Source organism: Deinococcus grandis (assembly GCF_001485435.1).
Classification (GTDB): Bacteria; Deinococcota; Deinococci; order Deinococcales; family Deinococcaceae; genus Deinococcus; species Deinococcus grandis.
In genome coordinates this window covers 120,266-142,049 of the sequence record NZ_BCMS01000002.1, presented here as the reverse complement: position 1 = coordinate 142,049, position 21,784 = coordinate 120,266, and the positions used below count along the sequence as shown (strand labels likewise).

18 protein-coding genes are annotated in these 21,784 nt (G+C 72.6%); 7 read left to right on the top strand and 11 right to left on the bottom strand.

Annotation, left to right across the window (positions count from 1 at the left end):
* Positions 1-52: 52 nt before the first annotated feature.
* Positions 53-256 (top strand): CopZ family metallochaperone, encoded by a 204-nt coding sequence (locus DEIGR_RS16160; protein WP_058979031.1) that lies wholly within the window; start codon positions 53-55, stop codon positions 254-256.
* 1 nt (position 257) lies between these two features.
* Positions 258-560 (top strand): metal-sensitive transcriptional regulator, encoded by a 303-nt coding sequence (locus DEIGR_RS16155; protein WP_058979028.1) that lies wholly within the window; start codon positions 258-260, stop codon positions 558-560.
* 72 nt (positions 561-632) lie between these two features.
* On the opposite strand, the gene DEIGR_RS16150 is transcribed toward DEIGR_RS16155, so the two are convergent.
* The 4 genes from DEIGR_RS16150 to DEIGR_RS16135 are packed head-to-tail and all read right to left on the bottom strand — an operon-like array spanning position 633 to position 4,529.
* Positions 633-1,640, bottom strand: a complete 1,008-nt coding sequence (locus DEIGR_RS16150) for a serine hydrolase domain-containing protein (RefSeq protein WP_058979026.1) — start codon at positions 1,638-1,640, stop codon at positions 633-635.
* The gene (gene murQ / locus DEIGR_RS16145) at positions 1,637-2,596 is read right to left on the bottom strand and encodes an N-acetylmuramic acid 6-phosphate etherase (protein ID WP_083524221.1); all 960 of its coding nucleotides are present in this window, start codon (positions 2,594-2,596) and stop codon (positions 1,637-1,639) included. Before murQ ends, DEIGR_RS16150 begins: the two co-directional genes overlap by 4 nt.
* The gene (locus DEIGR_RS16140; protein WP_269083809.1) at positions 2,593-3,759 is read right to left on the bottom strand and encodes an anhydro-N-acetylmuramic acid kinase; all 1,167 of its coding nucleotides are present in this window, start codon (positions 3,757-3,759) and stop codon (positions 2,593-2,595) included. Before DEIGR_RS16140 ends, murQ begins: the two co-directional genes overlap by 4 nt.
* Positions 3,756-4,529, bottom strand: a complete 774-nt coding sequence (locus DEIGR_RS16135) for a GntR family transcriptional regulator (RefSeq protein ID WP_058979025.1) — start codon at positions 4,527-4,529, stop codon at positions 3,756-3,758. The genes DEIGR_RS16140 and DEIGR_RS16135 overlap by 4 nt, the downstream gene beginning before the upstream one ends.
* Positions 4,530-4,648: 119 nt before the next feature.
* Between DEIGR_RS16135 and DEIGR_RS16130 the strand changes: the two genes are divergently transcribed.
* The 3 genes from DEIGR_RS16130 (at position 4,649) to DEIGR_RS16120 (ending at position 8,614) form a co-directional block, all read left to right on the top strand.
* Positions 4,649-6,400: an ABC transporter substrate-binding protein gene (locus tag DEIGR_RS16130; protein ID WP_058979022.1), complete on the top strand. Its 1,752-nt coding sequence runs from the start codon at positions 4,649-4,651 to the stop codon at positions 6,398-6,400.
* Between the two features lie 127 nt (positions 6,401-6,527).
* Complete coding sequence (locus DEIGR_RS16125; RefSeq protein WP_058979020.1) at positions 6,528-7,499, top strand: ABC transporter permease; 972 nt, start codon at positions 6,528-6,530, stop codon at positions 7,497-7,499.
* Positions 7,496-8,614 carry an ABC transporter permease gene (locus tag DEIGR_RS16120; RefSeq protein ID WP_058979019.1) on the top strand — a complete coding sequence of 373 codons (1,119 nt, stop codon included), beginning with the start codon at positions 7,496-7,498 and terminating at the stop codon, positions 8,612-8,614. Before DEIGR_RS16125 ends, DEIGR_RS16120 begins: the two co-directional genes overlap by 4 nt.
* Positions 8,615-8,666: 52 nt before the next feature.
* Here the strand turns inward: DEIGR_RS16120 and DEIGR_RS16115 are convergent, their stop codons facing one another.
* From DEIGR_RS16115 to DEIGR_RS16095, 5 genes are all read right to left on the bottom strand, one after another.
* Complete coding sequence (locus tag DEIGR_RS16115; protein WP_058979017.1) at positions 8,667-10,244, bottom strand: GGDEF domain-containing protein; 1,578 nt, start codon at positions 10,242-10,244, stop codon at positions 8,667-8,669.
* Positions 10,241-12,205 (bottom strand): HD domain-containing phosphohydrolase, encoded by a 1,965-nt coding sequence (locus tag DEIGR_RS19850; protein WP_083524220.1) that lies wholly within the window; start codon positions 12,203-12,205, stop codon positions 10,241-10,243. The genes DEIGR_RS16115 and DEIGR_RS19850 overlap by 4 nt, the downstream gene beginning before the upstream one ends.
* 380 nt (positions 12,206-12,585) lie before the next feature.
* A complete protein-coding gene (locus DEIGR_RS16105) occupies positions 12,586-13,392 on the bottom strand; it encodes an ABC transporter permease (RefSeq protein WP_058979015.1) in 807 nt (268 codons plus the stop codon).
* A 219-nt stretch (positions 13,393-13,611) separates the two neighbouring features.
* Positions 13,612-14,412: a molybdate ABC transporter substrate-binding protein gene (gene modA, locus DEIGR_RS16100; RefSeq protein ID WP_058979013.1), complete on the bottom strand. Its 801-nt coding sequence runs from the start codon at positions 14,410-14,412 to the stop codon at positions 13,612-13,614.
* On the bottom strand, positions 14,409-15,518 hold the full coding sequence (locus DEIGR_RS16095; RefSeq protein ID WP_058979010.1) for a substrate-binding domain-containing protein: 1,110 nt from the start codon (positions 15,516-15,518) through the stop codon (positions 14,409-14,411). Before DEIGR_RS16095 ends, modA begins: the two co-directional genes overlap by 4 nt.
* Positions 15,519-15,612: 94 nt before the next feature.
* Here DEIGR_RS16095 and DEIGR_RS16090 point away from each other — a divergent pair, with 94 nt between their 5' ends.
* Positions 15,613-17,100, top strand: coding sequence for a sensor domain-containing diguanylate cyclase (locus DEIGR_RS16090; protein WP_058979008.1), 1,488 nt, complete (start codon positions 15,613-15,615; stop codon positions 17,098-17,100).
* Positions 17,101-17,271: 171 nt separating this feature from the next.
* On the opposite strand, the gene DEIGR_RS16085 is transcribed toward DEIGR_RS16090, so the two are convergent.
* Positions 17,272-17,559 carry a PAAR domain-containing protein gene (locus DEIGR_RS16085; RefSeq protein WP_058979007.1) on the bottom strand — a complete coding sequence of 96 codons (288 nt, stop codon included), beginning with the start codon at positions 17,557-17,559 and terminating at the stop codon, positions 17,272-17,274.
* Between the two features lie 123 nt (positions 17,560-17,682).
* Between DEIGR_RS16085 and DEIGR_RS16080 the strand changes: the two genes are divergently transcribed.
* Complete coding sequence (locus DEIGR_RS16080) at positions 17,683-19,809, top strand: heavy metal translocating P-type ATPase (RefSeq protein ID WP_058979004.1); 2,127 nt, start codon at positions 17,683-17,685, stop codon at positions 19,807-19,809.
* Positions 19,810-20,145: 336 nt separating this feature from the next.
* Here the strand turns inward: DEIGR_RS16080 and DEIGR_RS16075 are convergent, their stop codons facing one another.
* The gene (locus DEIGR_RS16075; RefSeq protein ID WP_058979002.1) at positions 20,146-21,696 is read right to left on the bottom strand and encodes a glycerol-3-phosphate dehydrogenase/oxidase; all 1,551 of its coding nucleotides are present in this window, start codon (positions 21,694-21,696) and stop codon (positions 20,146-20,148) included.
* Positions 21,697-21,784: the final 88 nt, after the last annotated feature.

Genomic DNA, 21,784 nt, shown 5'->3' with positions numbered 1-21,784 from the left:
CGGACGTCATCTCATCTTGACCTCCCCCCCCCAGGGGTCCTACGATGCGGCCATGACCACTGAACTGACCGTCACCGGCATGACCTGCGGCCACTGCGAGAAAGCCGTCCGCGAAGCACTTCAGAACGTCCCCGGCGTCCAGACCGTCCAGGTCGACCGCGCCGCCGGACACGCCACCGTCACCGGCGACGCCGACCCGCAGGCCCTCGTGCACGCCGTCACCGAGGAAGGCTACGCCGCGCAGGTCCGCGCCTGACATGCCCCAGCCCGCCTGCCACGAACCCCAGCACCTGTGCATGCCCGAGGACGCCCGCAAGCGCGCCGCACGCCGACTGAACATCGCGCGCGGCCACCTCGAGAGCATCATCCGGATGCTCGACGACCCGGACGCCTACTGCGTGGACGTCCTGCGTCAGATCAAGGCCGTGCAGGGCGCCCTGAGCGGCGCGGGTGAGGTCGTGCTGCGCGGGCACCTGCAGGCCCACGTCGCCACCGCCGCCCAGCGCGGCGACAGCGAGGAGATCATCGAGGAACTCATGGAAGCCCTCAAGTACACCTGACAGCGGTTTTCAGGGGGACTGATACGGACTCCGATTGAATGGGCTGCAAAGTCCGTTCAATCGGAGTCCGTATCACGTGACTCTGGGCGTGTCCTGCGCGGCCAGGGTGTTACCCACCGCGCGCCGCAGGCCCTGGATGTCGAACGTGGTATGGCGGGTTGGGTGCACGCGGTTCGTGAGCAGCACCCACGCCAGCCCACGCGTCGGATCGATCCACAGGCCGGTGCCGGTGAAGCCCGTGTGCCCGGCCGCTTGCGGGCTGCACAGGCTGCCGCCGCTCCAGCCGGGGCAGGCGTGCACGAACGCCAGGGTCCGTTCCGGCACCTGCGGCGTCATGGCGAGCTGCTGAGCCGCCGGGGACAGCCACCCGCCACGCAGGAGCCGCTCGGCCTGCGCCAGCGTGCCGTTCAGGGTGCCGAACAGGCCCGCGTGCCCGGCCACGCCGCCCAGCGCGGCGGCATTCTCGTCGTGGGTCTCGCCGGTCAGGAGCCGCTCGCGCCACGCGCAGACTTCCGTGGATACCGTCTGCCCGGCGTCCGGCGTGAAGGTCAGGCCGGGGTCGAGGTGAAAGGCACGCAGGGAGGAGGTGCGGACGCGTTCCAGCACGCGGCCCAGCAGGCCGTAGCCCAGGTCCGAGTACCGGACGGAACCGGGGTCGGTCATGGCCCAGGGTTCCTGAAGGAAGCGGGCGCGGATGGTCGCGGCGTCGCCCCAGGTGTACATCGGTGTCCAGGCCGGCAGCCCGGCGGTGTGGGTGAGCAGCTGCCGCAGCGTGCGCTCCCGCAGCGGCGTCTCCTGCATCCACCCCAGGTCCGGCAGGTGCCGCGATAGGGGATCGTCCAGGTCGAGCAGGCCCTCCTCGGCGGCACGCAACACCTCGCGCGCGGTGAACAGCGGTTTGGTCAGGCTGGCCAGATCCCACCACTCGCCCCCGGTCAGCGCCGGACCGCCGTGCCGGGTGTGGCCCACGATCAGGGTGTCCCGCTCGCCGCTGGCCGTGACGACCCCCAGGGCCGCCGCGCTGGGCCCGCCGGGCCCGACGGCGGCGCGCAGCAGCGCCGCGGTGCGGTCCGGGATCACCGGGCGTCCAGGGCGGCGCGGGCCTGCCCACCCGCGGCGTCCAGGCGGGCGCGGGCCTCGTCGGCGGGAATGCCCAGGCGCAGCGCGACGATGGCGGTCTTCACCTGCCCACCGGCCTCGACCAGCGCGGCGCGGGCCCGGGGCTCCTCGCAGCCGGTGGCGTGCTGCACCAGCCGCACGGCGCGGGCCTCCAGCTTGGCGTTCGTGGCCTTCAGGTCCACCATCAGGTTGCCGTACACCTTGCCCAGCCGCACCATCAGCGCGCTCGAGAGGGCATTCAGGGCGATCTTCTGCGCGGTTCCGGCCTTCAGGCGGGTCGAGCCGCTGATGATCTCCGGTCCCGTGTCGAGCAGCACCGCGCAGTCGGCCCCGGTCAGGACGGGTGTGCCCGCGTTGTTCGCCAGGCCGATCACGAGCGTGCCGGACTCCCGCGCGGCCTGCATGGCGCCCAGCACCCAGGGCGTGGTGCCGCTGGCCGCCACGGCGATCAGCACGTCGTCCGGCCCCGCCCCGACTCCCCGCAGGGCGGCGTACCCGTCCTCGCGGTCGTCCTCGGCGCCCTCGACCGCCTCGCGGATGGCGCGCTCACCCCCGGCGATCAGCGGCACGGCCCGCGCGGGCGGCCAGGAGAAGGTGGGAGTCAGTTCGGTGGCGTCCAGGACACCCAGGCGGCCGCTGGTGCCCGCCCCGGCGTACAGCAGTCGTCCCCCGCGGCGCAGCCGGGGCAGCGCGGCGTCGGCGGCCGATCCCAGGGCCGGACCGGCGCGGCGGGCGGCGTCCACGGCGTGCCGCTGGTCGTCCAGCAGCGCCTGCACGAGGTCGGCGGTGCCCAGCTGGTCCAGGTCCGGGTGGGCGGCATTCACGGCCTCGGTCCGCAGGCTGGCGGGACCGGGCAGGTGAGGATCGGGCAGGCCGGGATTGGGCAGGCGGGCATCGGGGTTCGTCGGGTGCGTCATGACGCTCCGGGAGCAGGGCTCCACTTGCCGGTGCGGGCGGCGTGCGCCGCTCCGGTCGTGTGGGGGAGGGTGCTGGGCCAGCCCTGCGCGTGCGCGTAGCCCAGGAACGCGAAGGCGGCCGCCTCGCGGGTGGCGTCGGTGAAGCCCCGGGCGTCCCAGCCCAGGTCCGCGAACGTGATCAGCGGGGCCGGGGCCAGGGTGCGCGTCAGAGCCGCGCGCAGCGCCGGGTTCCGCGCCCCGCCGCCCGCCACGATCACCTCATGCGGGGCGGCGGGCAGCCAGCGCAGTGCGGCGGTGACCGTCCGGGCCGTGAACTCGGTGGCGGTGGCGGCGAGATCCTCGGTGCTCAGGGGGGCGGGGGCGGGCAGGCGCGGCAGCGTCCAGACCTCCCGCCCGGTGGCTTTCGGTGGGGGCGCGGTGAGTTCCGGGTGGGCCAGCCACGCGCGCAGGGTGGGTTCATGCACCTGGCCCGCGCGGGCCAGCGCGCCGCCCTCGTCGCAGGGGAGGCCCGCCCGGGCGGCGATCTCGTCCAGCAGGCAGTTGGCGGGGCCGGTGTCGAAGGCCTGCACGCGCGCCGGATCGGTGCCGGGCAGCAGGGTCAGGTTGGCGATCCCGCCCAGGTTCAGCAGCAGCCGGGTCACGCCGGGCTGCGAGAACAGCGCCCAGTCCGCGAACGGCACCAGCGGCGCCCCCACCCCCCCGGCGGCCAGGTCGGCCGGGCGGAAGTCGCTCACGACCGCCCGGCCGGTGGCCTGCGCGATCAGGGCCGCCTCGCCCAGTTGCAGCGTGGCGGGGCGGTGCCAGCCGCGCGCCGCGTCCGGCCGGGGGTGGTGCTGTACGGTCTGGCCGTGACTGGCGATCAGGTCGGCGTCGCGGGCCAGCGGCGCGGCCGCCTGCGCGAAGGCCTCACCCAGTGCCCAGTGCAGCTGGGTCAGTTCGCCCGGCGTGCCCTCGTCCCGCATGGCGCGCAGCACGGCGGCGCGCAGGTCCGGCGGGTACGGCGTGAAGGTGTGCGCCACCACCCGGCCGCGGGGCGCGCCGCCGGGCAGCTTCAGGGGCGCGCCCCCGCCCAGCGCCGGCCAGCCGGGCAGTTCCAGCAGGGCCGCGTCGATGCCGTCGGCGCTGGTGCCGCTCATCAGGCCCAGCACGCGCGGGGCGGTCACGCGCCGCCCTGGAGTTCCATCACGAAGTCGTAGCGGTCGCCGCGGTAGTGGGCGCGGGCGTACTCGATGGGGCGGCCTCCCTGCAGCCAGGAGACGCGGTCGGTGGTCAGCAGGGCGGCGCCCACCGTGACGTTCAGCAGCGGCGCCAGCGTCAGGTCGGCGTTCACGGCGCGCAGGTGGCGGATGGCGCGCGCCGGGCTCAGGCCGCGCGCGGCGAGCAGGGCGTACAGGCTGGCGTCGTGCACGTCGGCCTCGCTGAGCGGGCCGACCAGCGCGGCGGGCAGGGTGGAGTCCTCGACCGCCAGCGGTTCCCCGTCGGCGGTGCGGACGCGACGGATGCGGTACACGGCCTCGCTGGGGGACAGGGCCAGACTCATGGCTTCCTGCGCGGTGGGGCGGGTCCGTTCGAAGTTCAGGATGCGGGCCCCGGGCCGCTGCCCGCGCGAGCGGACGTCCTCGGAGAACGAGGACAGGAGGCCCAGCGTGCGGGCCGGGAGGTCGCCGGGGCGGGGCGGCGGCGTGACGAAGGTGCCGCTGCCGTGCCGCCGCGTGAGCAGCCCCTGCTGCGCGAGCAGCCCGAGTGCCTGCCGCACGGTGACGCGCGAGACGCCCAGGTGCGCGGCGAGGTCGCGTTCGGCCGGCAGGGCGCTGCCGGGGCGCAGCTGGCCGCTCTCGATGCGCTGCGTGAGGCCCTGTGCCACCTGCACGTAGACGGGTGTGGCGCTGGCGCTGTCGAGCGGGATGGTCCAGTGGACGGACGTGGGCGGCATCCCCCGCAGCGTACCACTGCCATGCCACTTTGCAAGAGGGTTGCAAGTGGCGGCCAACTGGTCTTAGGCTGTCGGGAATCAATGTCCACGCGCCCACCCCCGCCCCCCGGAGGTTCCCTATGCACGCACGCACCCTGACCCTGCTCACCCTCGCCCTGCTCGGCGCCGCCCACGCCGCCCCCAAGAAGGTCACCGGCTACGGCAGCCTGGGCGTCGTCAGCGGCAAGAGCGGCGGCACCTACACCCTGCCCCTGGGTGACAGCCCCCAGAGCCTCTTCTACTACGGCGCCATCGACAACAACCTGGGCCTGATCTCCCAGCAGCTGTTCGACGGCCTCGTGGAATTCAACCTCGCCACCTACAAGATCGAGCCCGCCCTGGCCGAGAGCTGGACGATCACCGAAGGCGGCACCGTCTACACCTTCAAGCTCCGCCAGGGCGTCAAGTGGAGCGACGGGCAGGCCTTCAACGCCGACGACGTGATCTTCACGTACCGGAACATGATCATGAACCCCGAGTCCCGCGCCGGGGACCCCGGGAACTTCAAACTGGGCGGCCAGAACGTCACCATCAGCCGGGTGGACGCCATGACCGTGCGCTTCACGCTGCCGCGCCCCGCACCCGCCTTCCTGCTCCAGCAGCGCTACTTCATCATGCCGCAGCACAAACTCGCCAAGTATGGCCAGGAGAGCGGCGCCAAACCCGGCGACATCAACAGCGCCTGGCCCACGAACGTCGCGGAAACCGAGGTGGTCGGCACCGGCCCCTTCAAACTGAGCAACTACACGGCCGGTCAGAAGGTCACCCTGACCCGCAACCCCAACTACTGGAAGGTGGACGCCGCCGGGAAGCAGCTGCCGTACCTGGACAAACTGGAATTCCTGATCATCCGCGACCCGCAGGCGCAGGTGGCGCAGTTCCTGGCCGGGAACCTCGACCAGTTGAACGTCACCGGCGCGCAGTTCCCCGACCTGAAGCAGAAGGAAGTCGCGGGCGCGCCCTTCAAGGTCAACCGCTCCACCGCCCTGTTCGGCAGCCCGCCCTTCGTGGCTTACAACTTCGACGCGAAGAATCCAGCCCTGGCCAAGGTCTTCAGCGACGTGCGCTTCCGCCGCGCCATGCAGAGCGCCGTGAACCGCGAACGCATCATCGACACCGTGTACAACGGACTGGCCAGCCTGCCCGGGCACGGCGTCGCCCCGGCCAACAAGGCCTTCTACGCGAACACCACCCGCCAGCTCGGCAGCTTCAGCCTCGAAGGCGCCAACAGCGCGCTCGACGCGATGGGCCTCAAGAAACGCAACGCGGCCGGCATCCGTCTGCTCCCGAACGGGCAGCCTCTCGAACTCGACCTGACGTACGGCACCGACAGCGCCGTGTACCCGCCCATCGCCACGATCCTCCAGAGCGACTTCGCCAAGGTCGGCGTGAAGGTCAACCTCAAGGGCATCCTCAGCAGCCGCCTGCTCGCCACCGGCCAGAGCGGCGACTGGGAGATGATCCTGCACGCCTTCGGCGACCAGCCCGACCCGGAACTGCGCCGCCCCATCTGGCAGCCCGGGGGCAGCCTCTACTACTGGCACCGCGCGCCGCAGCCCGCCAGGGACGGCGACCCCGCCAACACCGCCAGGATGGCCCCGTGGGAAAAGGAGATCTACGACATCTTCAACAAGGCCGCCGTGGAACCCAACGCCGCCACCCGCAAGGCGCTGTACACCCGCTGGCAGCTGATCTTCGCGCAGAACCTGCCGGTCACGCCCATCGCCAAGCCCGAGAACATCGGGGCCGTCAGTAACAAGTACGGCAACTACGTGTATAACCTCGGCGTGATTCCCGGGTACAACCCCGTCCCGCTGATCTACCAGAAATAGAGGGTGTGGGGGGTGGCGTGCGGGTGACCGGCCGTGAGTGGCCAGACCTGCACCCACCCCCTCGCTTTGAATTCCCGGAGGTTTCCATGCGACCCACTCCCCACATCCCACTCCCCACTCCCCCGCAATGCTGACGTACACCGTCCGCCGCGTGCTGGGCATGATTCCCACGCTGCTGCTCATCAGCGTGGTGTGTTTCGCGGTCATCCAGCTGCAACCCGGCAGTTTCCTCGACCAGTACCGCGAGGATCCGCGCGTGACTCCCGAGGCCCTGCAGGCCATGACCCGGCAGCTGGGCCTGGATCAGCCGGTCTGGATGCAGTACCTGAACTGGGTGAAGGGCATCGTGCTCCACGGTGACTTCGGGTACTCGTTCGCCAACAGCCGCCCCGTGAGCAGCCTGATCTGGGAACGGCTGGGCTGGACGGTCTTCCTGGCCGTGCTGACCCTGTTGGTCTCCTGGGTGGTGGCGGTCCCGCTAGGTATCTACACCGCGCTGCACCGCCACCGCAAACGCAGCGCCGCCCTGAACTTCCTGGGGTACCTGAGCCTCGCCACGCCGGACTTCCTGGTGGCGCTGCTCCTGATCGCGCTGGTGCTCGCCCTGGGCGGCACGAACGTGGGCGGCCTGTTCAGCCCGGACATGATCGACGCGCCCTGGAGTGTCGCCCGCGTGCTGGATCTGCTCGCGCACCTGTGGATTCCCATGATCGCCATCGGCCTGGAAGGCGTGGCGGGCCTGATGCGGCAGATGCGCGCCTCCATGCTGGACGTCCTGTCGCAGGACTTCATCCGCACCGCGCGCGCCAAGGGCGCTGGCGGCCGGCGGGTCCTGTGGGGGCACGCGGTCCGCAACGCCGTGAACCCCCTGATCAGCCTCGCGGGCCTGAGCCTGCCCAGCCTGATCAGTGGCACGATCATCGCCAGCATCGTCCTGAACCTCCCGACCATCGGCCCGTACCTGTACGACGCCCTGCTGAACAAGGACCAGTTCGTGGCCATGACCCTGCTGATGTTCAGCGCCCTGCTGCTCCTGATCGGCAACCTCCTGAGCGACCTGGCCCTGGCCTGGGCCGACCCGCGCGTGAGGTTCGAATGACTGCCCTGCCCGCCGCACCGACCCGCGCGCCCGCCCGCCTCACGCCCGCCCAGCTGGCCCTGCGCCGCTTCCGCCGCTCCCGCGCTGGCGTGCTCAGCGCCTGGGTGCTCGCCGCGCTGTACCTGATGGCCCTGCTCTCCGGCTTCCTGGCGCCGTACTCCATCACCGCCCAGCACGAGGAGTACCCCTACCAGCGGCCCCAGGCGGTGCACGTCGTGCACGACGGCCAGCTCACGCGGCCCTTCGTGTACGGATTCAGGAAAACCCGCGACCCCGTGACCTTCGCCAGCACGTTCAGTGAGGACCGCACCCGGCCCATTCCCATCCTGTTCCTCGTGCGGGGCGACGATCCGGCCGAGAGCCGCCACTCGCTGCTGGGCGTCTTCAGGAGCCAGTGGCACCTGTTCGGCGTGCGGGACGGGTACTACTTCCCGCTGGGCACCGACAAGTTCGGCCGCGACCTGCTCTCGCGCATGCTGGTCGGCTCGCAGGTGAGCCTCACGGTCGGACTGATCGGCATCCTGATCAGCTTCACCATCGGGATCGTGCTGGGCGGCGTCAGCGGGTACTTCGGCGGCTGGGTGGACAACCTCATCCAGCGGCTGGTGGAGGTGCTGCTGTCGTTCCCGCGCCTGCCCATCCTGCTCGCCCTGAGCACCATCATTCCCGCCAGGTGGCCCAGTACCTGGGTGTACCTGGGCATCGTGGCGGTGCTCGCCCTGATCGGCTGGGCCGGACTGGCGCGCGTGGTGCGCGGTCAGGTCATGGGCGCGCGCGGCCTGGACTACGTGCAGGCCGCCCGGGCCATCGGCGCGCCGGACCTGCGCGTGATCCTGCGGCACATCATGCCCAACCTCAGCTCCTTCCTGATCGTCACCGCCACCCTCGCCCTGCCCGGCTACATCCTGGGCGAGAGCGCCCTGAGCTTCCTGGGCCTGGGCATCAAGGAACCCATGACGAGCTGGGGCCTGCTGCTGAAAGACGCGCAGAACTTCGAGACGCTCAGCCAGCACCCCTGGCTGCTGCTGCCCGGCGTGCTGATCGTGATCAGCGTCCTGGCCTTCAACTTCGTCGGGGACGCCCTGCGCGACGCCGCCGACACCCAGAGCCGCTGAGCCACGCCCGCGGGCGTGCGGCCCGGTTCAGGTCCCCCGCGCGGCCTGAGGCTCAGCCGGACGTGACCGAGAGGCGCACGGTGTTGCGCCCGGCGGCCTTCGCGGCGTACATGGCGGCGTCCGCCTCGCGCAGGATCACCTCGCGGTCCAGGCCCGGGCGGAGGGCCGCCAGGCCGATACTGGCCGTCACGCGCAGGCCCGGCGCGACGTCCTCCCAGTCGATCTCGGTGATCAGCTGCCCCACGCGGCGGCACGCGCGGCGCGCCTCCGGCAGGGTCAGGCCGTCCAGAAGCAGCAGGAACTCCTCACCGCCGTAGCGGGCCAGCTGATCCACCTCACGGATCGAGCGGGTCACGGTGGCCGCTACGCGCCGCAGCGCCTCGTCCCCCGCCGCGTGACCGAACCGGTCGTTCACCGACTTGAAATGATCGATGTCCAGCAGCGCCACCGCGCACGGCCGGCCGCGCCGCGCCGCGCGGACCAGCTGATCCAGTCGCCGCAGCGCCCCCGCCCGGTTGGGAATGCCGGTCAGCGGGTCGCGCAGCGCCGCCTCCGCGAACGCCGCCGCGCGGACCTCCGCCTCGATCGCCTGCCGCTCGATGATGCGCAGCCGCGCACTCTGCTGCATGAACGCCCGGTAGATCCGCTCGGCCTGCGCCGAGAGGGCCTGCTGCACCTCGAACGCCGCACGCCACTCGCCCTGCGCCGCGAACGCCCGCGCCAGCAGCTGCCGCGCCGACAGCGCCCGGCTGGGATGGTCATCCCCGAACAGCTCGGCAGCGCGCGCCGCGTCCACGCGGACCTCGGGCCACTCGCCCAGTTGCGCGCGCAGTTCCGCGCGGCCCAATAGCGCCCGCCCCAGCTGCGCCGTCACGTTCCAGTCCCCGGCGAGCTGCACCCACTCGTCGGCCAGCTGCCGCGCCAGTGGCGGGTCCCCCGTCAGGCGGGCGTGGATGAGCAGCGACTCGAGCACGTCGGTCAGCCAACGGGAATTCGTGAGCGGCACCTCGCGGCGGTGCAGGCGCCGCAGCGCCGCGGCCGATTCCTGCAGTTGCGCGTTCATCTCGTCCCGGCGGGCCTCCAGCGAGGCGCGCAGTTCGGCGTCCACGCCGAGGCCCAGCAGCGCGCTCGCCGCGCCCCGCACGAAATTCACGTGGAACACCTGATCGAGCCCCTTGCCCTGCTCGTCGTGTTCCAGTGCCGCCGCGTACGGCGAGCGCCGCAGCGTCAGCAGGCGCAGCACGCTGGACGCGAAATGCCCGCGTTCCTGATCGTAGTGAGCGGCGTTCACGTTCGTGGCGGCCACGCCCCGCGCGTCGCGGGCGCTGCGCGCCAGGCCCTCCGCCTCGCGGAAGTGCGTGGCGGCGCCCACGTCGTCGTGCACGTCGCCCATCACCAGGGCGATCGTCATGTGCGCGCGCGCCTGAAGGGCCAGGTCCGCCGTGCGCCGCGCGGCGTCCAGGCACGCCAGGGCGTGCGTCATCGCCTGGGGCGCGTCCCCCAGGTCCAGCGCGAGGTACGCCGCGTCCCGCAGGTACGTGGTCCGCTCGGCCAGGTCGTCGGTGTCCAGCGCGGCCCGCGCGAGCGCCTCGAGTTCCTCCCGCAGGGCCTGGGCGGTGACGGCACTCACGCGCTCTCCCCGTCCACGGGCTGCTGATCGGCCAGCAGCGCCATGAAGGCCCGCACGACCTGCGGGTCGAACTGCCGCCCGGACTGCGCCTCCAGGTGCGCGAGCGCCCGCTCGGCCGTCCAGGCCCGGCGGTAGGGCCGGTCGCTGCGCAGCGCGTCCCAGACGTCCACGATCGAGAAGATCCGCGCGGCCAGCGGGATCTGCTCGCCACGCAGGCTGTGCGGGTACCCGCCGCCGTCCCAGTGCTCGTGGTGCGCCAGCGGGACGTCCAGCGCCGGGTGCAGGAACCGGATGGGCCGCAGCACGTCGAAGGCCATCTGCGGGTGCTGACGCATGACCTGCCACTCCTCGTCGGTCAGCGGGCCGGGCTTGTGCAGGATCGCGTCGGGAATGCCGACCTTGCCGATGTCGTGCAGCAGCGCGCCGCGCCACAGGTGGATCAGGTCCTCCTGCGGGACGCCCAGGCGCCGCGCCAGGGCCAGCGTCAGGTCCGTCACGCGCTGGCTGTGGCCCTCGGTCTCGCGGTCACGCAGGTCCAGCGCGCGCGCCCAGCCGGCCAGCGTCTCGTCGTACGCGGCGCGCAGTTCGTCCCGGCTGCGGCGCAGGTCGTCCAGCAGAGACACGTTCGCCAGGACCGCGCCGGCCTGCCCGGCCACCGTCTCCAGCGTCTGGATGTCCCGGTGGTCAAAGGCGTTGACCTGCGGCGCCTCGACGTTCAGTACGCCCCACAGCTGCCCGCCGACGTGGATGGGCACGATCACCTCGCTGCGCATGCCCGCGTGCCGTTCGGCGTAGCGGGCGTCCTGACGCACGTCCGCGACATACAGCGTCTGCCCGGCCTGCACCGCCGCGCCGATCAGGCCCTCGCCGGGCCCGAGGCGGGTGATCGGCGCGGCGCGCACCCCGGGCTCCCGCGCGACCGCCTCGACACTGCCGTCCTCCAGCACGCGGCCCACCTGCACGTGCGGGTACCCCAGCCGCCCCTGGATCAGGTCCACCAGGCCCTCGGCCACCTCGGGCACCGTGCGACTCAGGTGCAGCAGCCTCCCCGTGTCGTGCATCAGTGTCAGGTCCTGCACGCGCCGCTCCAGGTACCGCTGCGTGGCCTGCGCGGCCGTCACGTCCCGCATGTGGATCACGACGCCGCGCACGGCCGGTTCGTGCAGGAGGTTGCGGGCGTTCGCTTCCAGCCACACCAGCTTGCCCTGCGCGTGCCGGATCCGGAACGAGAGGCTCACGGAACTGCCCGGCACGCGCCGCAGGTTCTCCAGCGCCGCCGTGACACCCGGCAGGTCCGCTCGGTGGATCGCGCCGTCATAGGGCCTGCCGATCAGGAAGTCCGCCGGGTACCCGATCAGCGCCTCCGAGGCGGCCCCCTGGTACGTGATGACCCCCTGCTCGTCCACGACGCTCAGCAGGTCGCTGCCCTGGTCGGTGATCATGCGCAGCATCGCCTCGCGGCCCGCGAGTTCCCGCTGCGCCTGCAGCCGCGCCAGCAGCGTTCCCCACAGCGCCCCCACCGTGCCCAGCACCTCCAGGTCCGCCAGGTCCGGGCGCGGCTCGCCGAACAGCAGGTTCACGGTACCGATCAGGCGCGGCCCGCTGTACAGGCCGAAATTCACGAGGTGCCGCGCGCCCAGCCGCGCGTAGTTGCGGTCCTCCGGCCCGGTCCAGTCCGGGGCGGGCACCGGCGTGCTGATCCACGTGCCAGCCTGCAACAGGTCCTCCCAGCCGGGTTCCATGATCTGCAACTCGTGGACGTGCAGCAGCGGGTGCGTGCCGACTCGGCTGTGCAGGCGGTACGTGACGTCCGTCTCGCGCAGGTACAGCATGCCCAGCGCCGCGCCCAGCTGTCCCGCCAGGAAGCTCAGGCCGTCGCGGCACAGGCTGTCCGGGTCCGACCGGGCCAGCAGGAACCGCGTGGTGCTCAGCAGGAGGTCATGCGCGAAGGAGTCGGTCATGCCGCCCACATCGTAGCCCCTCGCGCGGGCCACGCCATGCGCAAACTCCGCCCCGGGCGTCGGGGGGGAGCATACGGATTCCACTGGCACCGTTCAGAACCCGCGACCCGGTTCGCTGCTGCTCGCGTTGCTCCGCAGCTCCGCGACTCATACGGACTCCGGTTGAAAGGTTTGCAAAATCTTTCAACCCGAGCGGAGCGAGCAGGAGAGAAACGGGTTCCGGACGTGGAGTTGGCAGATCGGTGGTGTTCCGATCTGTCAACGAAACAAACGGAATCCGTATCAGCTCGTTTCAGGTGGCCCGAGGGAGCCCCTCGACACACCGGAGAACCGCGGTGACTGTGGCGGCCGGAGCACCTTCACGCCGCCGTGGGGGTGGGTCATCCTGGGCTGCTGGTGTCCAGCCGGTCGCGCCGCGCCGCCAGCACCCGCACGGCGAGCAGCACCGAGAACGCCACCACCACCATCACCGCCGACAGCACCAGCGCGGGCCCCAGGTCGCTGTCCAGCGCCCCGTAGATCGCCAGCGTCACCGTCCGCGTGCGGCCCTGCAGCGACCCGGCGAACAGGATCGTCGCGCCGAACTCCCCCAGCGCCCGCGCCCAGGTCAGGACCAGCCCCTCCAGCAGGAACGGGAACGCCAGCGGCCACGTGATGAACCGGAACGCCGCCCAGCGGCCCGCGCCGTCCGTCAGGGCCGCCGCCTCGGCGTCCCGGTCTACGGCCGCGAATCCCGCCTTCGCCGCGCGCAGGTAGAACGGCGCCGCCGTGAACAGCTGCGCGAGCACCACCGCCGCCGGGGAGAACGCCAGACTGACGCCCGCCAGTTCCAGCCCCGGGCCCAGCAGCCCGCCCCGCCCGAAGGTCAGCAGCAGCCCCAGGCCCGCCACGACGGGCGGCAGCACCACCGGCAGGTCCAGCAGCGCGTCCAGCAGCGCCCGCCCGGGAAACTCCCGCCGGGCCAGCAGGAACGCCAGGGGCGTGCCCGTCACCACCGTGACGAGCAGCGTCACCCCGGTCGTCCACAGGCTCACCCGCAGCGCGTCCAGCACCGCCGGGCTGCGCAGCGTCACCCAGAAATCCGCGCCCAGCCCGCGCGAGAGCAGCACCAGCGTGGGCAGCAGCAGGAACGCCGCGAACAGCGCCCCCAGCAGCACGCCCGGCCACGGCAGCCCCGCGCGTCTCATACGGACTCCGGTTGAATGGGCTGCAAAGCCCGCTGGGTCCGAGCGGAGGCGAGTAAGAGAGAAACGGGTTCCGGACGTGGAGCCGGCAATCCGGTGAAGTTCCGGATTGTTGGCGAAACAAACGGAATCCGTCTCACCTGACGTCCCGGCGAAGGACGGGCCGCCGGTTCAGCTGGGCGGCAGTGGACACGGCGGCGGGGGACACGGACGACGGGCTCATCACGGACTCAGGAACCCCCAGCGGCGCAGGATCGCCTGTCCCTCCTTCCCCTGTACGAAGGCCGCGAAGGACCGCGCCGCGTCGGCATTCGCGCTGCCCCGCACCACGCCCAGCGGGTACGCCGCCGTCTGGTTGAAGCGGGTGGGCAGCGGCACCACCCGCACGGTCTTCTTCAGGGCGGGGGTCACGTCGCTGGCATACACGACCGCCGCGTCCGCCTCGCCCAGACTGACCTTCAGCGCCACCTGCCGCACGTTCCCCTCCTCGCTGACGACGTTCCGCAGGGCGCGCGCCGCGAAGTCCTTCCCGTACGTGCCCGAGCGGTCCACCGCCGCGAGCATCCGCCGGGTGTAGTCCCCGACCGGGACGTTCGGCGCGGCCAGCACCAGTCGCACCCCCGGGCCCGTCAGGTCACGCAGGGACCGCACCCGGGCGCTGCCCGCCGGGGCGATCACGGTCAGGCGGTTGCGGGCGAACACCTCACGCGCCGCGACCACCGACCCCAGCAGCGGCGTGAACTGCGCGTCGTTCGCGCTGGCGAACACGTCCGCCCGGGCGCCGCCCTCCAGCTGCGCGCGCAGCACCTGCGACCCCGCGAACTGGAAGGTCGTGCGGTGCCCGGTCCGCGCGTCGAAGGCCCGGCCGATCTCGGTGAAGGCGTCGGTCAGGGACGACGCGGCGAACACCGTCAGGGACGCCGCGCCCGCCGGTGGCGCGAGCAGCAGCGCGGCCAGCAGTGCCAGCCGGGTATGACTCCGGGAACGAGGACGGGATGCGGGTCGGGTCGGGGTGACGTTCATGGGGTCTCCAGGGGGTGGGTGGGATCGGCCGGGTCGTACCCGCCCAGGCTGCGCAGGTCTGCCTGGAACGCCGCGCTGCCCGCCGCGGCGATCAGCACCTGCACGCCCGGATGCGCGAGGTGCCGCTCAGGAATGGCCAGATCGAAGGCCTCCACGACCAGCGGAATGAACGACAGGCCGTGCGCGCCCGCCGCGGAGCGCGGCCCGGGCGCGACGTCCGCCTCGCCGCGCGCCACAGCCGCCGCCGCCTCCAGCGGTGAGGCGGCCAGGCGTGACTGGGCGTGCCGCGCCTCACGCGCCGCCGTGTCCAGACCGGCCTCGCGCAGCCAGCCGTCCAGCAGCGCCCGGCCTCCCGCGCCCGCCGGGCGGGTCACCAGCCGCGCGCGCCTGAGGTCCGCCGGGCCGCGCACCCCCAGCGGATTGCCCGCCGCGACGATCAGTCCCTGCTCGGCGTGCCACAGCCGCAGCAGCCGCGCGCCCGGCAGGTCACGCGCCACGACCTCGCGGTGCCGCGCCAGGCTGCCCAGGTGCAGGCCCGCCGCGTGCACCTCGCCACGGGCGGCGGCCTGCACGGCGTCCAGGCTGGCGCGCGGCACCCACGCCGCGCGGGCCTCCGCACCCAGCGCCGTGCACAGCAGACCCAGCGCCGGATCGCAGCCCGCCACGAGCGCCGTGCGCCGCGCGTCGTCCAGGGATCCCGGGACCTCCACCGCGCCGGACGCCAGCAGCACACCGTCCGCTGTCAGGCGCAGCCCGGCCTCGCCCGACAGCGGCAGCGCCTGCCACGCGCCGTCCACGTCGGCCAGCCGCACCCGCGTGCCGGACGGGGTGCCGGGCGGCACGCGCGCCGGCACGTGCGCCGCGCCCAGACTGAACAGGTCCTCCACCCGGCAGCGCAGCGCGCGCGCCAGCAGCAGCGCCTGCCGCGTGCCCGGCACGGCCGCGCCCGACTCGACGCGGCTGAGCGCCTGCCGCGAGAGGCCCACCTGCGCCGCGAGCGCCGAGACGCTCAGGCCTGCCGCCTCGCGCCGCTCCCGCACGGCGCAGCGCACCGCGACCCCGCTGCGCGGGGGGCCGATTCCCGGGCCGTGCGCTGCGTCGCTCATGCCCCGAGCGTAAAGCTCACGTGACAGCATGTCAACCGGACGTGACGGCGGGCGCCGTGGCATCCGCCGCGCGCAGCGCATAGAGTGGGACGGCATGAGCGGTGCACCACTCCCACCCGACGAGGCCCAGCGCCTGATGGCGCTCTCGTACTACGGCATCCTCGACACGCCCCGCGAGGCGCAGTTCGACCGGATCGTGCGGCTCGCCGCGCACCTGCTGCGCACCCCGGTCGCGACCATCAACTTCGTCGACCAGACCCGCCAGTGGAGCAAGGCCAGCGTCGGCCTGGTCGACGGCGCCGTGCATCGGCAGGACTCCTTCTGCGCCTGGACGATCCTGCACGACCACCCCACCGTCATCGAGAACGCACCCGCCGACCCGCGCTTCGCCCGCAACCCCATGGTGACCGGCGACCCCCACATCCACATGTACGCCGGCGCGCCGCTGGTCATGCCCAGCGGGCAGCGGATCGGCACGCTGTGCGTCAGCGACCACCAGCCCCACCCGCTCAGCGCCGACGACCTGCAGGCCCTGCAGGACCTCGCGGCGATCGTCGTGACCGAACTGGAACTGCGCGCGTACCAGCAGCGCCTGAGCCTCTCCTTGCACGCCCAGCGGGAACACAGCGCCGAACTGCAGCGCAGCCTCGAGCAGGCGCAGGCGCTCAGCGGCGTGCACCAGCTGCTGGACCTGGAACTCGAACCCCGCGACGCGCTGCTGGCCGTCGCCGCACTCCTCGGCGACGCCCTGGACGCCGATCAGGCGGGCATCTGCCGCACGCAGGGCGACGACGTGGAGGTGCAGGTCAGCCACGTCCGCCCCGACCTGCCCGCGCAGCACCAGCCCGCCGCGCCCGGCGCGCCCGCCGCGATCAGCGCCCTGGGGCTCAACCGCGCGCCCGCACCGCTCTACATCCATGACCTTCCGGCGCTGGCCGCGCGGGAGGGCGTGCCGGTCAGCGGCGACATCACGCAGGTGGCCGTCATTCCCGCCGGGCAGGACCCGCAGGGCGTCACGCACCTGATCGTCACGCGCCGCCGCGACCACCCCGTCCCCGAGTGGCGGCCCGCCGACCGCAGCCTGCTCGAGGCGGCGGGGCGCGCCGCGCAGCAGACCCTAGACCACCACCAGGCGCGCGCCTGGGCCCGCCGTGACGCCCTGACCGGCATCTTGAACCGCCGCGCCTTCGACGAGGACTACGCCGCGCTGACCGAGGTGCCGTTCACGCTGGCCCTGCTGGACCTGGACGGCCTGAAACAGCTGAACGACACGCAGGGTCACGCGCAGGGCGACAAGCTGCTGCGGATCTTCGCGGCCGCGCTGGCCGCCGAACTGGGCCGCAGCGGCGCCGCGTACCGCTATGGCGGGGACGAGTTCGTCGTGATCGCAGATCCGCTCAGCGACGATCACCTGCTCGAATACGTGGACGCCGCCGTGCTGGCCACCCGGCAGCTGAGTCCGCTGGTCGGCGTGAGCGTCGGCGTCGCCCACAGCAGCGAGGCCGACCGCGCGGCACTGCTGGAGCTGGCCGACGCCCGCATGTACGACAGCAAACGCCGCCGCGCGGTCCACCGCCTCTGATGCGGATTCCGATTGAATGGGCTGCAAAGCCCGCTGGGTCCGAGCGGATGCGAGAAGGAGAGAAACACCCCTCCGGACGTGGAGCCGGCAATCCGGTGAGGTTCCGGATTGTTGGCGAAACAGACGGAGTCCGTATGATCACCTCTGCGGGTTCGGGCCGACGGGAGCGGGTCAGCCGCCGATGTTGACCGTGGGCGCCCCGGCGACGATCTGCCCCCCGTGCGCGGTGGTGTCGCCCAGTCGCGCGGCGGGTTTCCCGCCGATGCGGACGGTGGCGCTGCCGCGCGCGATCGTGTCGGGCGGTCCGGCGCACACGCACTGGTCGCCCACCCGCGCGGCGGGCCTGCCGCCGATCAGGACGGTGGGACTGCCGGCGCTGACGGGGCCGCCCACGTGCGGCGACTTGCCGTCGTACAGCGGGCAGGTGTGGTGGTCACCGACGCGGGCGGCTGGGGGCATGCGGGCAGTGTAACGGGGCGGGCGGCCCGGGCGCGGCGCAGGTGTGGCGCAGGCGCGGTAAGGGCGGGAGGGTGGGTTCCAGCCCGGATGGACATCTGAGCATCTGCTCAGATATGGTGAGGCATGACCAGCGCCCGGCCCGCCACGCCCACCGAACTCGACTACTTCGTCGAGGGCATGGACTGCCCCTCCTGCGTGCGCCGCATCGAGGGCGCCCTGGACCGCCTGCCCGGCGCACACGGCGCACGCACCAACCTCACCCGCCAGTCGCTGACCCTGACCCTCGACGAGACCCGCACCAGCCGCAGCACCCTGGAAGCCACCCTGCGCGACCTGGGCCACCCCGCCCACGCCCTCGGCGGTCCCGGCGCCGCGCCCCCCGCGCCCCCCGCGTGGTACCGGGCGGCGCAGGGCCGACTGGTCCTCACGACCGGCGCGCTGCTCGGCGCCGCGGTGCTTCTCGGGCAGCTCCTCCCGACCCTCGCGCCGTGGCTGTACGGCGCCGCCACGCTGCTCGGCGCCGCCCCGCTGGCCCGCAAGGCCCTCGCCGCCGCGCGCGCCGGTGATCCCTTCAGCATCAACACCCTGGTCACGCTGGCCGCCGCGGGCGCACTGCTCATCGGCGAGCAGGCCGAGGCCGCCGTCGTCGTGTTCCTGTTCGCCGTCGGGGAACTGCTCGAGGGCGTCGCGGTGGGCCGCGCCCGCAGCGGCATCCAGGCGCTCGCGGCGCTGGCCCCGAAGACCGCGCTGCTGCTGCGCGGCGACCGCGTCCTGGATGTCCCCGCCGACGCGCTGAAGGTCGGGCAGACCGTGCAGGTCCAGCCCGGCGGCCGGGTTCCCGCCGACGGCACCATTCTGGACGGCCAGTCCAGCCTCGACGACTCGCCCGTCACCGGCGAGAGCGTCCCCGTGGGCAAGGGGCCCGGCGACACGGTGTACGCGGGCAGCATCAACGCGGGCGGCGTGCTGCGCGTCCGGGTGGACCGCGCCGCGCAGGACAACACCATCGCGCAGATCATCCACCTCGTCGAGCAGGCCGAGGCCAGCCGCGCGCCCGTCGCGCGCTTCATCGACCGCTTCTCCCGCGTGTACACCCCCCTGGTGGTGCTCGTCGCGGCGGCCACCGCGTTCATCCCGCCCCTGCTGGGCGCCCCGCTGACCGAGTGGGTGTACAAAGGCGTCGCCCTGCTGCTCATCGGCTGCCCCTGCGCGCTGGTCCTGAGCGTCCCGGCGGCCATCACCAGCGCCGTCAGCGCCGGCGCCCGGCGCGGCCTGCTCATCAAGGGCGGCGCCGCCCTGGAGGCGCTCGGCAACGTCCGCACCGCCGCGTTCGACAAGACCGGCACCCTGACCGCCGGGCACCCGCAGGTCACCGACGTGACCGGCATCGGCCTGGACGACGCCGGGGTGCTTACGCTGGCCGCCGCCGCCGAGCAGGGCAGCAGCCACCCACTGGGGCGCGCGCTGCTGGCCGCGCACGCTGCCCTGGGCACTCCGCTGCCCGCCGCGCAGGACGCCCGCGCCCTCCCGGGTCAGGCCGCCCTGGCCCGCGTGGACGGCACCGACGTCGCCGTCGGCTCGCCCCGCTACGCCCGCGAGCACGCCGACCTGAGCGCCGCCGAGGCCCGCGTCGCGCAGCTGGAAGACCAGGGCAAGACGGTCGTGGTGCTCCTCGTGGACGGCGCCGTCCGGGGCCTGATCGCCCTGCGGGACGAACCGCGCCCCGACGCGCAGGCCGCCATCCAGGACCTGCGCGCGCTGGGCGTCACGCCCGTCATGCTGACCGGGGACAACACCCGGACCGGGCAGGCGGTCGCCCGGACCCTCGGGCTGGAGGTCCACGCGCAGCTGCTGCCGGAAGACAAACTGCGCCTGATCCGCGACCTGCAACGCCAGGGCGGGGTGGTCATGATCGGCGACGGCATCAACGACGCGCCCGCCCTGGCCGCCGCGGACGTCGGCGTGGCCATGGGGGGCGGCACCGACGTGGCGCTGGAGACCGCGCACGTGGCCCTGCTGCGCCCGCAGGTGCGCGCCGCAGCCGACCTGATCCGCCTGTCGCGCGCCACCATGCGCGTCATCCGCCAGAACGTCGCGTTCGCGGTGGGACTGAAACTGGTGTTCCTGATCACCACACTGCTGGGCCTCACCGGCCTGTGGCCCGCGGTGCTGTCCGATACCGGCGCCACGGCCCTCGTCACTGCGAACGCGCTGCGCCTGCTGCGCTTCCGGGGAAGTGAACAGGACTGATACGGACTCCGATTGAATGGCTTACAAAGCCGTTCAATCCGAGCGGAGCGAGTGGGAGAGAAACGGATTCCGGACGTGGAGTTGACAGATCGGTGGCGTTCCGATCTGTCAACGAAATAAACGGAATCCGTATGAGACGGACTCCGGTTGAATGGCTTGCAAAGCCGTTCAATCCGAGCGGAGCGAGTAGGAGCAGAACGGGTTCCGGACGTGTCGTTGACAGATCGGTGGTGTTCCGAGCTGTCAACGAAACAAACGGAATCCGTATGAACGGCGGGGCAGGGGACCGCAGGAGGGGCCGCCCGGCACACTGGGCGGCCCCTCCTGCGAAAGCGGTCAGCGCAGCACGTAGCCCTGCGCGACGTCGGTGTAGGCGCGGACCTGCCCGGCCTGCCACGCCTGATCCCGGCCGAGTTCCTCCGCGAGGATCGCGGCGACGCGGGGCGCGGCCTCGATGCTGGCCTGCGCGTTCAGCAGCAGGGCGCGCAGGCGGCGGGACAGGATGTCCTCGACGGTGCGGGCCTGCTCGGCGCGGGCGGCCCAGCGGACCTCCGCCTCGGTGTACGGGAGGGCCTGATGGATCTTCTGGTTGGCGCCGGGCAGCGTCTGCACCCACTCGGCGTCCGTGCCGTACACCTTCCAGTGGTCCGGGAGGTCCGCCTGGGTCGCGCCGTGCAGTTTCAGGCCCGCCGTGAGGCTCAGGCGTTCGGGCAGTCCGGCCTGCGCGGCGGCGCGGTTGACGGTATCCTCGCCCATGCGGCGGTAGGTGGTCCACTTGCCGCCGGTCAGGGTGATCAGCCCGCCGTCGCTGATGCGGATCACGTGGTCGCGCGACAGGCTCTTGGTATCCGTCCCCTCGGCGGCCTTCACCAGGGGGCGCAGGCCCACGTACACGCTGCGGACGTCCGCGCGGGTGGGGGCGGGGTCCATGTACTGCGCGGCGGTGCGCAGGATGAAGTCGATCTCCTCGGGCAGCGCGCGGGGTTCCAGGCTGGTCTCGGGGACGGGGGTGTCGGTGGTGCCGATCACGACGTGGTCGTGCCAGGGCACGGCGAACAGCACGCGGCCGTCGTCGGTGCGCGGCACCATGATGGCGCTGTCGCCGGGCAGGAAGCGGCGGTCCACGACGACGTGCACGCCCTGACTGGGGGAGAGCATGGGTTTGACGTCGCTGCGTTCCATGCGGCGGATATCGTCCACGAACACCCCGGTGGCATTCACGATGGCCTTGGCGCGCACCTCGTGTTCCTGGCCGGTCTCGTCGTCGCGGAAGCGGGCGCCGACGACGCGGCCGCCCTCCTTGATCAGGCCGACGACGGGCGCGTGGTTCAGGGTGACGCCGCCGTGGTCTTCGAGGCTGCGCATCAGCGTGATCGCCAGCCGGGAGTCGTCGAACTGCCCGTCGAAGTAGAGGATGCCGCCCTTCAGCCCGGCCTGTTTCAGGGTGGGCGTGCGGGCCAGCGCCTGGGCCTTGTTCACGTAGCGGCTGGCCTGGAGGTTCAGTTTCCCGGCGAGCAGGTCGTACATCTTCAGGCCGATGCCGTAGAAGGGCGCGGCCCACCACTTGTACGCGGCGATCAGGAAGCCCAGGTCGCGCACGAGGTGCGGGGCGTTGCGCTTCAAGAGGCCGCGTTCGTGCAGCGCCTCGCGCACCAGGGACACGTTGCCCTGTGCGAGGTAGCGCACGCCGCCGTGCACGAGTTTGGTCGAGCGGCTGCTGGTGCCCTTGGCGTAGTCGTGCGCTTCGAGCAGCAGGGTGCGGTAGCCGCGCGTGGCGGCTTCCACAGCGGTGCCCAGGCCGGAAGCGCCGCCCCCGATGACGAGGATGTCCCAGGGTTCGGGCGTGGTGGCGGCGGTCAGGGCGGCTTGGCGGGGGTCTGTGGTCATGGTGTCAACCTTCCTTGCGGTGAGAGAGCGTCCACCGGATGAACACATGTTCGCATGTTGTGAACGGATGTTCAGTGGGCTCGACTAC